Annotated in this window: 13 protein-coding genes and 1 tRNA gene; 8 read left to right on the top strand and 6 right to left on the bottom strand. The window is 72.6% G+C overall.

All coding sequences use genetic code 11. The features are described from left to right. Positions 1-17: 17 nt before the first annotated feature. Positions 18-1,448 (top strand): MFS transporter, encoded by a 1,431-nt coding sequence (locus OG440_RS04925; protein WP_406005591.1) that lies wholly within the window; start codon positions 18-20, stop codon positions 1,446-1,448. Between the two features lie 44 nt (positions 1,449-1,492). Continuing rightward, positions 1,493-1,566 (top strand) — tRNA-Pro (locus OG440_RS04920). Positions 1,567-1,641: 75 nt separating this feature from the next. On the opposite strand, the gene OG440_RS04915 is transcribed toward OG440_RS04920, so the two are convergent. Beyond that, on the bottom strand, positions 1,642-1,923 hold the full coding sequence (locus OG440_RS04915) for an SHOCT domain-containing protein (RefSeq protein WP_406005590.1): 282 nt from the start codon (positions 1,921-1,923) through the stop codon (positions 1,642-1,644). A 241-nt stretch (positions 1,924-2,164) separates the two neighbouring features. Between OG440_RS04915 and OG440_RS04910 the strand changes: the two genes are divergently transcribed. After that, positions 2,165-2,596, top strand: coding sequence for a hypothetical protein (locus OG440_RS04910; protein WP_406005589.1), 432 nt, complete (start codon positions 2,165-2,167; stop codon positions 2,594-2,596). A gap of 261 nt (positions 2,597-2,857) precedes the next feature. Continuing rightward, the gene (locus OG440_RS04905) at positions 2,858-3,451 is read left to right on the top strand and encodes a gluconokinase (RefSeq protein WP_406005588.1); all 594 of its coding nucleotides are present in this window, start codon (positions 2,858-2,860) and stop codon (positions 3,449-3,451) included. A gap of 3 nt (positions 3,452-3,454) precedes the next feature. On the opposite strand, the gene OG440_RS04900 is transcribed toward OG440_RS04905, so the two are convergent. The 3 genes from OG440_RS04900 to OG440_RS04890 form a co-directional block, all read right to left on the bottom strand. Further along, a complete protein-coding gene (locus tag OG440_RS04900; protein ID WP_406005587.1) occupies positions 3,455-5,203 on the bottom strand; it encodes a cation:proton antiporter in 1,749 nt (582 codons plus the stop codon). A 12-nt stretch (positions 5,204-5,215) separates the two neighbouring features. Then, a complete protein-coding gene (locus OG440_RS04895; protein WP_406011254.1) occupies positions 5,216-5,650 on the bottom strand; it encodes a DUF6325 family protein in 435 nt (144 codons plus the stop codon). A gap of 132 nt (positions 5,651-5,782) precedes the next feature. After that, positions 5,783-6,745 carry a DUF389 domain-containing protein gene (locus tag OG440_RS04890; protein WP_406005586.1) on the bottom strand — a complete coding sequence of 321 codons (963 nt, stop codon included), beginning with the start codon at positions 6,743-6,745 and terminating at the stop codon, positions 5,783-5,785. Between the two features lie 341 nt (positions 6,746-7,086). On the opposite strand from OG440_RS04890, the gene OG440_RS04885 reads away from it, so the two are divergent. Beyond that, positions 7,087-8,904, top strand: a complete 1,818-nt coding sequence (locus OG440_RS04885; protein ID WP_406005585.1) for a glycoside hydrolase family 15 protein — start codon at positions 7,087-7,089, stop codon at positions 8,902-8,904. Between the two features lie 144 nt (positions 8,905-9,048). On the opposite strand, the gene OG440_RS04880 is transcribed toward OG440_RS04885, so the two are convergent. Then, entirely contained in the window at positions 9,049-9,408 is a 360-nt protein-coding gene (locus tag OG440_RS04880; RefSeq protein WP_406005584.1) for a hypothetical protein, read from the bottom strand. Between the two features lie 95 nt (positions 9,409-9,503). Then, positions 9,504-10,154: a TetR family transcriptional regulator gene (locus tag OG440_RS04875; RefSeq protein ID WP_406005583.1), complete on the bottom strand. Its 651-nt coding sequence runs from the start codon at positions 10,152-10,154 to the stop codon at positions 9,504-9,506. A gap of 58 nt (positions 10,155-10,212) precedes the next feature. Here OG440_RS04875 and OG440_RS04870 point away from each other — a divergent pair, with 58 nt between their 5' ends. The 3 genes from OG440_RS04870 (at position 10,213) to OG440_RS04860 (ending at position 12,692) form a co-directional block, all read left to right on the top strand. Beyond that, positions 10,213-10,899 (top strand): class II aldolase/adducin family protein, encoded by a 687-nt coding sequence (locus tag OG440_RS04870; RefSeq protein ID WP_406005582.1) that lies wholly within the window; start codon positions 10,213-10,215, stop codon positions 10,897-10,899. 40 nt (positions 10,900-10,939) lie between these two features. Beyond that, positions 10,940-11,869, top strand: coding sequence for a carbohydrate kinase family protein (locus OG440_RS04865; RefSeq protein ID WP_406005581.1), 930 nt, complete (start codon positions 10,940-10,942; stop codon positions 11,867-11,869). Positions 11,870-12,191: 322 nt separating this feature from the next. Beyond that, complete coding sequence (locus OG440_RS04860; RefSeq protein ID WP_406005580.1) at positions 12,192-12,692, top strand: DoxX family protein; 501 nt, start codon at positions 12,192-12,194, stop codon at positions 12,690-12,692. The last annotated feature ends 48 nt before the right edge of the window (positions 12,693-12,740 follow it).

Raw genomic sequence — 12,740 nt, 5'->3', positions numbered from 1 at the left:
CTTCCGAGAGGCTTGTCATGCCCCGCAAGTCCACCCGCCTCACCTTCGCGGTCCTCGCGACCGGTGCCGGCGTGTTCTCCATGCTCCAATCGCTCATAGCGCCGGCCCTGCCGACCGTGCAGCACGCGCTGCACACCTCGCAGTCCACCGCGACCTGGGTGATGACCGCGTATCTGCTGTCCGCGTCCGTCTTCACGCCGATCCTCGGCCGGGTCGGCGACCTGATCGGCAAGAAGCGCACCCTGGTCGGGGTTCTGCTCGCCGTCCTGGCCGGCTGCCTGCTCGCCGCCCTCGCGCCGAACATCGGCGTGCTGATCCTCGCCCGGGTCGTCCAGGGCATCGGCGGCGCCCTGTTCCCGCTCTCCTTCGGCATCATCAGGGACGAGTTCGCCCCCTCCCGCGTGCCCGGCACCATCAGCAACCTGTCCGCCGTCATCGCCGCCGGCGGTGGCGTCGGCATGGTCGCGGCCGGACCGATCGTCTCCGCACTCGACTACCGCTGGCTGTTCTGGATCCCCGTCGGCATCGTCGCGGCGGCCACGCTGATCGCCCTGCGATACGTGCCCGAGTCGCCCGACCGGGCGCAGGGGAAGGTCAGTTGGCTGGGCGCCGTACTGCTGTCGGGCTGGCTCGTCGCCCTGCTGCTGCCGCTCAGCCAGGCGGGCAACTGGGGCTGGGGCTCCGCCCGGGTGATCGGCCTGTTCGCCGTCGCCGTGGCGCTGTTCGCGCTCTGGCTGTTCACCGAGGCGCGCTCCCGCAGCCCGCTGATCGACCTGCGCATCATGCGGCTGCCGGCCGTGTGGACCACCAACCTCGCGGCCCTGCTGTTCGGCGCGGGCATGTACGCGATCTGGTCCTTCCTGCCCGGCTTCGTCCAGACCCCGAGCGTGGCCGGCTACGGCTTCGGCGCGAGCGTCACCGCCTCCGGCCTCCTCATGCTGCCGATGCTGCTCGCGATGTTCGTCTCCGGTGTGCTCAGCGGCCGTCTCGAGCCCCGCGTGGGTGCCAAGGCGCTGCTCACCACCGGCGCCGCACTCGGTGCGTTCGCCCTGGGCTTCCTCGCCCTCTGGCACGACGAGCAGTGGCAGGTCGCCTTCGTGGCAGGCGTGTTCGGCCTCGGTATCGGCCTGGCCTTCGCCTCGATGGCCAACCTGATCGTCGCCAGCGTGCCCGCCGGGCAGACCGGCGCCGCCACCGGTATGAACGCCAACATCCGCACCATCGGCGGGTCCATCGGAGCCGCCGTCACCAGCGTGCTGGTCACCGGCCGCCTCCAGCCGTCGGGTCTGCCCTACGGCTCCGGCTACACCCACGGGTTCACCCTGCTCGCGGTGCTCTGCCTGGGCGCCGCCCTCGCCGCCCTGCTCGTCCCGGTCCGCCGCGCGAGCCGCCTGCCGGAGCCGGTCGCCCACCAGACGCCGACCGCCGCGCCCACCCCCGTACGGTAGGCTCTCCCTGCGCGTTCCCGCAGCTCACCGCCGCGGCAACGCCTCGGGACGTGGCGCAGCTTGGTAGCGCACTTGACTGGGGGTCAAGGGGTCGCAGGTTCAAATCCTGTCGTCCCGACTTTTCGAAGTCGCGGAACAGGGGCCGTCGCAGAGCGATCTGCGGCGGCCCCTGATCTTTTGCGGGTGTCTCGTTTCAGGACTCGAGGATCCTGCGCTTCTGGTCCTCGAACTCCGCCTCGGTGAGGACGCCCTGGGCCTTGAGCTCCCCGAGTTGCTTCAGCTGGTCGATCTTGCTGCTCATGTCGGCCGGCGGGGCGGGCGGGGGAGCGGCGGGCGCCGCCGGCGGGGGCGCGGCCTGCTGATAGTCCTGCTGGGCCCAGCGCCCTTGCTGGCGGCGTGACACGCGGTTCGACACGGCGGTCGCGGTACCGGCCACTACGGCTGTACGGGCGACCCCGCGGAGGAGACCTGGCACGGCGGTTTCCTTTCTCGCCGGAGACCTGCGGAGGAGGGGACGGTCTCTGGTGACCGGCGCGCGACGGTCGGCGCACCGGACACCCCCATTGGACCACCGCTGGGTGGCCCTCGCACGTCGGCTGGGGCGCTGAACTGCGCGAATACCGGCGTTCTGCCGGGTGGTGGATCTCGTGGCAAGCTGATGAACGGGCGACCGAACGGCCACCTGCCAGTGGCGAGATGTGTGGGAGGAGCCTGAGATGACCGCGACCGGAATGCACCACGGACACAGGACGGCGAGCGGCGGCGGGGCATGGGTGTCCGGCTGGACCGGCTTCGCCGGGGTCATGATGATCTTCGGCGGACTGATGGCGATCTTCCAGGGAATCGCCGCCATCGCCGAGGACGACGTCTTCGTCGTCACCCGCAACTACGCCTACAACTTCAACCTGACGAGCTGGGGCTGGATCCACCTCGTGCTCGGCGTCCTGGTCGCGCTCGCGGGTGTCGCCCTGTTCCGTGGCGCGGTGTGGGCGCGCGTCGTCGGTGTCGCCGTGGCCGGCCTGTCGATGCTCGCCAATTTCATGTGGCTGCCGTACCAGCCCGTCTGGGCCATCGTGCTGATCGCCGTGGACGCCTTCGTCATCTGGGCGCTGTGCATCGGAACCGGCCGCGAATCCCGCACCGACTAGCCCGCACCGACGGTCCGCACCGACCGGCCCGCGCGCGCCGACTGTGCGCGCGGGCCGGTCGGTGCGGCCGTCCGACCAGCGGGTCCTGCCCGCGGGTACCGAGCCGTGCGGCGCGGACAGGCACCCCGGGTGGCCGACGGGAGACGCGCCACCGAGCCGCCCTCCCGGTGCCCCCGGGCCCCCATCCGGACGAGCCCCCGAGGACCATGTGACGAGCACGAGCGACAACTCCGCGGCGGTTCGCCCCGCGTCGGAGCGCCCGTGACCGGCGGCGGGGAGCCGGGACGCGGGGGTCCGGGGCGCGGTGAGCCGGGGCGCGAGGCCCGGCCGGGGGCGCCGATCGTGCTGGTCTTCGGCGTGTCCGGTTCCGGGAAGAGCACCGTCGGCAGGGCGGTCGCCGAGCGGCTCGGAGTGACCTTCGTCGAGGGCGACGGCTTCCACAGCGCCGCCAACATCGCCAAGATGACCGCCGGCCACGCCCTGAGCGACGCCGACCGCGAGCCCTGGCTGCGTGCCCTCGCCGACCGCGTCCGGCTCTCCGCCGAGGCCGGGGAGGGGCTGGTCGTCGCCTGCTCGGCGCTCAAGCGGGCCTACCGCGACGAGCTCCGGGCGGTCGCGGACGGACGGCTCTGGTGCCTGTGCCTCGCCCTGGACCGGGAGACCGCACGGGACCGTGTGTCCCGGCGCGCCGGGCACTTCATGCCCGCCCGGCTGGTCGACTCGCAGTTCGCGACGCTGGAGCCGCTGGAACCCGACGAGCCGGGTCTGACCCTGGACGCCACAGCCGGTCCGCCGGCCGCTGTGGCCCGGGTGCGGACCGCCCTCGACTCCTTCGGGCGAGCCACGGGCCGGTGACGGTCAGCCGCTCAGGAGTACGGCGACGTCTCCCGGCCGCGGTGTGGGGCCGCCGGTAGGGGTGGCGGGCAGCAGCCGGCCGTCGCCCCGCACCAGGAACAGCAGCCGGTCACCGGCCGGAAGGGTGCCGTCGAGGCGACGCGTCACGACCCGGGCGCCACGGGCGTGACGACGTGCCAGTTCGGGCCCGGTCAGGTCCGGATCGAAGAGCACCTCGCCGCCCCCGTAGGGCGTGACGACGCCCTGACTGTCCGCGGCCGGCCGCAGCCGGTGGACGCCGCCCTCGACGGCGCCCTCGAGACGCGTGGCGGCCAACGCGTTGAAGTCGTCCTCGCCGGTGAGGAGCAGGACCCCGGTGAGGCCCTCCAATTCCGCGCCCTCGCCGGTGGCCGCCGCGAACAGCTCCCCGGGGGCGAGCTCGATCCCGGCGGCCCTGATGCCGTCCCGCTCCGCCTCGCGCCCCGCCCACATCACCACGTCCAGCCCGGCCGACCGCAGGGCCCGTCCCAGATCGACCACCCAGGGGTCGCCGCCCACGAGCAACGGCCGGGAACGCGCCGGGCGCACCACGCCCAGTCGCCCGGCCACCGGCGCCGCGCTCAGCCCGTACAGGGTGACGGTGGCGACGATCACCACGAACGTGGCCGGCAGGATCTTCGCGGCGCCGCCGACACCCCGGTCGACCAGGGTCGCCGAGAACGTCGAGGCGGTGGCCGCGGCAACGATTCCGCGGGGCGCCATCCACCCGAGGAAGCCCCGCTCCCCGGCCGTCAGATCGGTTCTCCACGCCGACACCGCCGCGACCAGGGGGCGGACCACGAGAACCAGGACCACCACGAGCCCCAGCGTCGGCAGCACCACATGCCGTAGGGACCGGGGGCTGACCGTGGCCGAGATGGAGATGAACAGCAGTCCGATGACCAGTTCCACGAGGGTCTCGAAGAACGGCCTGCGGGCGGTGACGCCGGTGCCGGACAGGTTCGCCACCGCCAGCCCCATCAGGACGGCGGCGATGAGCCCCGTGTCGTCCCGGACGATGTCACAGGCCGCCGCCACGCCGACCACCGCTGCCAGCTGCACCGTGGTCGCGAGCACCTCGCCGAGGGGGAGCCCGCGCAGCGCCACCGTCAGGACGGCCGCGCCGACGACGCCCCCCGCCACCCCCACCGCCGTGCTGACGGCGAACGGGACGACCCGGCTGCCGAAGCCGCCGGGCCCGCCGGCCGTGACGGCGTGGAAGACCAGCGCGCCCAGGATGCCGCCCACGGGATCGATCAGCGACCCCTCCCAGACGAGGATCCGCCGCAGTCGCTCGGTGGGACGGACGAAGGCGAGCAGCGGGCCGACGACCGTCGGCCCGGACACGACGAGGATCGCTCCGAGCATCACCGCCGCGCCCCACGACATCCCGAGGAACGGCATGGCCACCAGCGCCGCCGAGGCACCGGTGACCAGCGCGCCGAACCAGATCAGCCGCACCACGACCCGCCGGGTGTGGGCCCGGAAATTCCGCAGGTCCAGGCCGAGTCCGGCGTCGTAGAGGATCACCGCGACGGCCAGCGAGACCAGTGGGGAGAAGGCGCTGCCCAGGAGCCGTTCGGGGTCGACGTCGTCGGTCAGCGCGCCCGCGGTGAATCCCACCGGCAGCAGAACGATCAGCGCGGGGACGCGCAGACGGCTCGCCAGCACCTGGGAGCCGACGGCCAGGACGACGATCAGGCCGAGGCCGAGGAATACCTGGTCCTCCGTCACGGCGACGGAGGACTACGTGCTCGGCGGGCGAGCGTCGTCCGTCTCGTCCAGCGCGGCCAGCAGGGCCGGCACCGGGATCCGCCCGGAGGCGACCAGCTGCGCGCCGCCGCGTCGCAGGGCCGTGGCGAAGGGCGCCGCCCACAGGTTCTCGTAGACCAGGATCGCCGCGGAGTTCCCGGCGCCCAGCGCCCCACCGGCCTCCTCGATGTCGTCCTGGCCCAGCAGGCCGGAGGACGCGCCCTCGAACACGGCCAGGTCCAGCGCTCCGTCGCCGGTGAGGTCGGCGATCTCCATGCCGACCACGGATCCGTCCTCGTCCTTGCGGACGAACAGCAGATCGAGGATCCGGATGAGGCCGCGGTCCACCAGATCGACCAGCAGCGGAAAGCCCTCACCGGTCATGCGGTTCCCGGGAAACTCCACGACGACGTAGTCGATCGGTCCCATTTCGACGAATTCATCGCTCACGGCTTCACCCCTGAAAGGTCACGACGTCCAGCGTCCCCCTGCCCTCGGACTTCATTGCAGCATCGGACGGAGGCGGCCGCACCTCGGTGCGCCGCCCACCCCGGCGCTGCCTCAAGTCGTCCGCCCGGCCGCGCGCCCGTGCCGGCGTTCGCTCACCCGCCGCCAGATGGCCCGCTGGCACTTGAGCGTGCCCGTCCCGACCACGATCAGGACGACGATGTTGAGCAGCAGCTGCACCAGCGAGCCCCGGGCCTCGTCCCAGCTGCCGAACGCCACGGACACCCCGATGTCGGCCCCCGCCGGAATCGTGGTCACCGAGATGAAGACGCCGAGCAGCGCGCTCGTCCGGGCCTCCGACAGCGAGACGATGCCGACCACCCCGGCCAGCACCGCCACCACGGCCGAGAAGAAGTTGGGCGTGTTGATCAGGTTCGAGACGGGCCGCACCCCCAACTCGAAGGCCTCCGGCTGGAGTCCGAAGCCGCGGACGAGGAGGGCGAAGAGGAAGGTCGCGGCGACGGCCAGCACGAAACCCACGAGCAGCGCGAGCAGCCCCTGTGTGATTCTCGGCCGGGAGCGGTTGTCGATGCCGAGGGCGACGCTGGTGATGGCCCCGTACTCGGGGCCGACCACCATGGCCGCGACGATGAGGATCTGCGAGTTGGTGATGATGCCCACCGCGCCGATGAGACCGGCGATGACCAGGAACAGATAGAAGCTCGGGGGGTAGCGGCCCTCGGCCCGGATCCGGGCCTCCACCTGTTCCCACACCGGCGCGCGCGGCCGTGCCCCGAGCTCCTTGGCCCAGGTCCGGGTGGCGCGGTCCGAGAACACCGTGTCCACCGGGTCGAGGACGATGGAACCACGCCGTTCGAGGCCGAGGTCCCGCAGCCCGCGCAGCACCTCGTTCGCGGCTCCGGTCAGGACGTCGCACTCGATGGCGTCACCGTCGGGGTTGCGGACGCGGCCCGGCTGGAGGTGCAGGTTCAGGACACACGGCTCGGCGCCGAGCAGGACCATGACGCGTTCCGTGAGGTCCGGCGGGCACACCGCCCGGATACGGATCATGTCCATCCGGACCTCCGCGGTTCGGTTCGCTCACCTATTAACGCGGCGGCCTCCGGCCCCGGCAACTCGACGCCGGAGATCCGCGATCCCGTGACACCGGCCGATCCGCGCGCGTACCCGTGCACGCACACGGACCGGGGAGCCCGGGGTCCCGGCGCCCCGGTTCACCCGGCCGGCCCAACTCGCCGCCGACATCGGCCGGAGCTACGTTGGTGGTCGGATCGGACGACCGCCCACCCGGCGGGACAGGCGCGTGCTCCGAGGACGGTGGCCGGCGTGACCGACGCGCGGCACCGCGACGTCGCCCCGTCCGACGGCAGCGGCCGTAGCCGCCTGAGGAGAACGCCATGGACCGCTACCCGCCCATCGCCGACCACGGACTCGTCGGCGACCTCCAGACCGCCGCGCTGGTCTCGTCGCAAGGCGTCATCGACTGGTTCGCCGCACCGCGCTTCGACTCGCCGAGCGTCTTCGCCGCGTTGCTCGACCACGACGGCGGCGGGCACTTCCTCCTCGCGCCCGACCACCCGGACGGCACCTGGAAGCAGCTCTACTACCCGGACACCGCCGTGGTGGTGACCCGGTTCATGTCCCCCGACGGGGTCGGCGAGATCATCGACCACATGCCGGTCCAGCCGGGCCCGGCGGCCACCGACCGGCACCGGCTGGTGCGCGTCGTACGGACCGTGCGCGGCACCGTGCGCTTCCGGCTCGAATGCCGTCCGCGGTTCGACTACGCGCGGGCATCGCACGAACTCGACCTGACCCACGACGTGGCGACGTTCCGCGCTCCGGGGGCGACGGCCCACCTCCAGGGCACCATCCCGCTCGAACGGGACGGGAACGACGTCCGGGGCGCGATCACCCTCCAGGCCGGGGAGACGGCCGTCGCCGTGTTCACCATGTGCGCGCCGGGCGGGGAGGCGCCCCCGCTCCCGACCAACGAGAGCGTCACCGAGGGGCTCTGGGAGAACGTCGACTTCTGGCAGAAGTGGGTGCGCACCTCGCGCTACCACGGCCGTTGGACGGAGATGGTGCACCGCTCGGCCATCACGCTCAAGCTCCTCACGTACGCGCCCTCGGGCGCGCCGGTCGCCGCCGCGACGATGGGCCTGCCCGAACAGGTCGGCGGGGAACGCAACTGGGACTACCGGTACACCTGGGTGCGGGACGGCTCCCTGTCGGTGCGGGCCCTGCTCGACCTCGGTTTCGTGGAAGAGGCCACCCGCTTCACCCACTGGCTCGGCGACCGCCTGGCCGCCCGCGAAGGACCGGACGACGAACCCCTCCAGATCATGTACCGCGTCGACGGCGACCCCCATCTGACCGAGGAGATCCTGGAGCACTTCGAGGGCTACCGCGGCTCCTACCCCGTCCGGGCGGGCAACGCCGCCTCCGACCAGTTGCAGCTCGACATCTACGGCGAGGCCCTCTACGCCCTGGCCGAGGGCCGTCAGGTCGGTGAACAGGCGGGTTACCACGGCTGGAAGGGTCTGTCCCGCACGCTGGACTGGCTCGCCGACTCCTGGGACCGGCCCGACGAGGGGATCTGGGAGACCCGGGGCGGCCGCAAGGACTTCACCTACAGCCGCGTGATGTGCTGGGCCGCCTTCGACCGCGGACTGCGCCTGGCCGCCGAGTTCAGCAGGCCCGCGGACACCGTGCGCTGGACCCGGGCCCGGGACGCGATCCTCGAACAGGTCATGGAACACGGCTGGGACGCCAAGCAGCAGGCTCTCGTGCAGCACTACGGCGGAGACGTCCTGGACGCCTCGCTGCTGCTCGCCCCCCGGGTCGGCTTCGTGTCACCGCGCAGCCCCGGCTGGCTCAACACCCTCGACGCGATGGAACGCGTCCTCGTCTCCGACAGCCTGGTCTACCGTTACGACCCCACGGCGTCCCCCGACGGACTGCGCGGCTCGGAAGGCACGTTCAGCCTCTGCACGTTCCTCTACGTGGACGCCCTGGCCCGCGCCGGGCGCCTGCCCCAGGCCCGCTACACCTTCGAGAAGATGCAGACCTACGCCAACCATGTCGGCCTGTTCGCCGAGGAGATCGGCCCCAGCGGGGAGCAACTCGGCAACTTCCCGCAGGCGTTCACCCATCTCTCCCTCATCATGGCCGCGACGACGCTGAACGAGGCCCTCGACGCGATCCCGCGCTGAGGCGGGGATCCCCCGGCCCCGCCCCCGGTCCCTCCGGTGGGGGAGCGGAGGCGGGGATCCCCGGCCCCGCCCCCGGTCCCTCCGGTGGGGGAGCCGGCCTCCGTGCCGCCCCTCGCCCTGGCGGGCGGTGTGCTGGGCCGTGGGTCACGAGAACGCGTGCACCACCTCGATCTCGCCCACGATGTGCGCGTTGAACTCCTCCAGCTCCTCGGCCGGGACCCACAGTTCGAGGATCGTCCGCCCGCCCGCCTGCCGCACCGGATACCTGCGCAGGAACTCGGAGTCGACCTCGAACCGGGTGACATAGCCGGCGCCGTCGTGCTTGACGTTCCAGTCCCGCGCGATCCTGACGGCGTAGTCCTCGTCGAGGACCGGGTAGAAGATCGGCTGCTCGGGGAGCCGGGGTGGCCAGGCCCGCCCGCCGAGCTCACGCACCAGCTCCAGCTCCTTGGGACCGGTGGGACGCCAGAGGGTCGTGGTGGCTCGGGGGTGCTGGTCGCTCATGGGATGCGCTCTCCGGGTGCGGCGACCGCCGGGGCGGCCGGTCTGCGGCCCCCGAGGCTACCGACCGGTCCGCACCGGCGGCCACGGACTTTCGGCTACCGCCGCCCGCGCCGCGCGACGACCTCGGCGAGATAGCAGCGCAGCATCGCCTTCGCCTCGTCGAGGAGCTCCCCGTCACCCTCGGGGGCCCGGCGGAAGGCCTCCTGGGCCAGGGCGTCGGCGGCGAGGATCGCGGCGTGGCAGGCCCTGGCGAGCGCCTCGTCGTCGCGGGCGACGCCCAGCGCGAGCAGCACCCGGCGGATCCCGTCGGCCATCCGCCGTTTGTGCTCACGGTCGGCGGCCCGCGTCCGCTCGGTCAGGCCGCTGCCGAACCACAGGGCGCGGAAACCGTGTTCGGTGCGGTAGACGCGGGCGAACGTGTCGAGGAGCACGCCCACGGGATCCTCCCACCGCTCCCGCGCCGCCGTCCGCACCAGATCGTCCATGACGTCCTCCAGGCGGGCGAAGTAGCGCGCGGCGAGGGCGTCGATGATCGCGTCGCGGTCGGGAAGGTACTGGTACAGCGAGCCGACCGACACCTTCGCCTCGGCCGCGACCCGCGTCGTGGTGAGCGCCTCGACGCCGTCGCCGACCAGGATGCGCTCGGCGGCCTCCAGCAGCAGGGCCAGACGTGCCCTGCTGCGCGCCTGTCGCGGCGTGCGGCGCAGCGGAGTGCCGCCGTCGGGACCCGTGGTCGGCTGGGCCAAGGAACTGCCTCCAAACGTGAACGTGACTTTGTTTCAGGTTTACGCTACCTTCGCGCCCATGACCGCCTCAAGCTCGGCGCTGGGTCAGGAGCGGGCCGCCGTCGCGGACGTCTGCCGGCGCCTGGGGGCCGAAGGCCTCCTCATCGGTACGGCAGGCAACGTGAGCGTACGCGTCGAGGACCGGGTCGCGATCACCGCGACCGGAACGGTCCTCGCCGAACTCACCCCGGACCAGGTGACCGTGGTCGACCTCCGCGGCGAGATCGTGGCCGGAAGCCTGCGGCCGACCTCGGAACTGGATCTGCACCTCGGGATCTACCGCCGCTACGGAACCGGCGCGGTCGTCCACACCCACGCTCCGATGGCCACCGCGGTCTCCTGTGTCCTCGACGAACTGCCGTGCATCCACTACCAGTTGCTCGCCCTCGGCGGCACGGTGCGGGTCGCGCCGTACGCCACCTTCGGCACGCCCGAACTGGCCGAGTCGGTGATCACCGCGCTCGACGGCCGCAGCGCCGCCCTGCTGGCGAACCATGGCGCGGTCACCCACGGGACGACGCTCGACAAGGCGGTCGAGAACGCGCTGCTGCTCGAATGGGCCTGCGGCGTCTACCAGCGCGCGGCCGCCATGGGCCGGCCCCGCTTCCTCGACGAGCAGCAGCAACTCGCCGTGATCGAGGCCGCGATCGCCCGCGACTACGGCACCACGCACCCCGTACCACCCGTGCAGGAACAGAGCCGATAAAGCCGACGAGGCCGACGAGGCCGATGAAGGGGGAAAGCCGATGAAGGTCTTCACCATGGGCGTGCACGTGCTGGACGTACTGGTACGGCCGGTGCAGGAGATACCCGAAGGCCAGGGCGCGACGCTGGTCGACGACATCCGGATGACCGCCGCCGGGACCGCGGGCGGCACCGCTCTCACCCTCGCCAAGCTGGGTGCGCGGGTGCGCAGCGCCGGTGCCATCGGCTCGGACCCGACCGGCGACATGCTGGTGCGGTTGCTGGCCCGAGCCGGCGTCGACACCGAATTCCTCGTCCGCCGCACCGACACCGCCACCTCCGCGAGCGTGCTGCCGATCCGCCCCAACGGCGACCGTCCCTCACTGCACCTGCTCGGCGCCAACATCACCTACGGCCTCGACGACGTCCCCTGGGACGCCCTGGCCGAGGCCGACCATCTGCACCTGGGCGGACCGGAGTTGATCGGCGTGGAGGTCGCGACGCGCATCCTGTCGTACGCCAGGGAACACGGCGTCGTCACCTCCGTGGACCTGCTCGCCCCCGGTGTCCTCGGCAGCTTCGAGCAGATCGAGGCGGCGCTGCCCTACATCGACCATCTGCTGCCCAACGAGGACCAGGTCCTCGGCTTCACCGGCGAGAGCGACCTGCTGACGGGAGCGCGCAAGCTGCTCGGCGCCGGTGCGGGTGTCGTCGCCGTCACGCGCGGTGGCGAGGGCGCGCTCGTGGTGACCGCGGACGGCGCGGAACCGGTCCCCGCCTTCGTCGTCGACGTCGTCGACACCACCGGATGCGGCGACGCGTTCTCGGCCGGCTATCTGCGGGGCGTGAGCCTGGGCCGCACGCCGAGCGACGCCGCCGTCCTCGGCAGCGCGGCCGCGGCCCTCGTCGCGCAGGGGCTCGGCAGCGACCACGGCGACTTCGACCTCACCGCCGCCGACGCCTTCGCCGCGACCACCAAGTCCCGCACCTGAGGAAACTCCGGGGCACCCCGGGGTGTTCCGGCGAACTCGGCCGTCGTGGTCTCGGCGGACACCCTCGCCGACCCGCCGGGGACACCGGTCCGGATCGAGGCGGTCGGTACCCGGGTCGTCGATCGCCCCGAGAGGGGTTCGCCCGGCTCTCGGCTTCCATGTTCACCGGAGCCCCGCGGGTGGTACGCCACGAGCAGGCGGGCGCGGGTCACCACACCGGCGTCGGCCCTACCGCTCTCGCCTGCCACCGGCACGTGCTCGCCTTCGGCGAGGAGTGCGCGCCGGGTGTGCGGGCGCCGCCGACGGAGAAGGGGACATGGCGATGAGTCAGGCTTCGGACACCGCACTGCTGCTCGTACGGGTCGTGCTCGGCGGGGTGATGGTGGCGCACGGCTGGAACCACTGGCGCGGCTCGGGCGGCATATCCGGCACCGCCGGCTGGTTCGGCGGCCTCGGACTCACCCGGCCGAGACTCCAGGCATGGCTCAGTGTGCTGACCGAACTCGGCGCAGGCGTGCTGCTGTTGGCGGGCTTCCTCACCTCGCTGGCCTGCGCGGCGGTGCTGTCCGTGATGCTGGTGGCGGGCCTGCTCGCGCACCGGCGCAACGGCTTCTTCGTGTTCAAGGAGGGCTACGAGTACGTCCTCGTCCTGGGCGTCCTCGCGCTGGCGCTGGGGGCGTGGGGGCCCGGGAAGTACGCGCTGGACGAGGCCGCGGACACCGCGGTGACCGGATGGACGGGCGCCGGTGTGGTGCTCGGGGTGGGTGTCGTCGCGACGGCCGGTCTGCTGGCCGTCTTCTGGCGTCCCCGGAAGGAGAGTTGAGGAGGGGCCCCTGTGCGCCGCGCTGTCCCGGACTGGGCAGCCAGCGAG

This window comes from Streptomyces sp. NBC_00637 (assembly GCF_045161545.1).
GTDB lineage: Bacteria > Actinomycetota > Actinomycetes > Streptomycetales > Streptomycetaceae > Streptomyces.
Note: the sequence above shows the minus strand (reverse complement) of the source record. Positions and strands in the feature narration are given on the sequence as shown.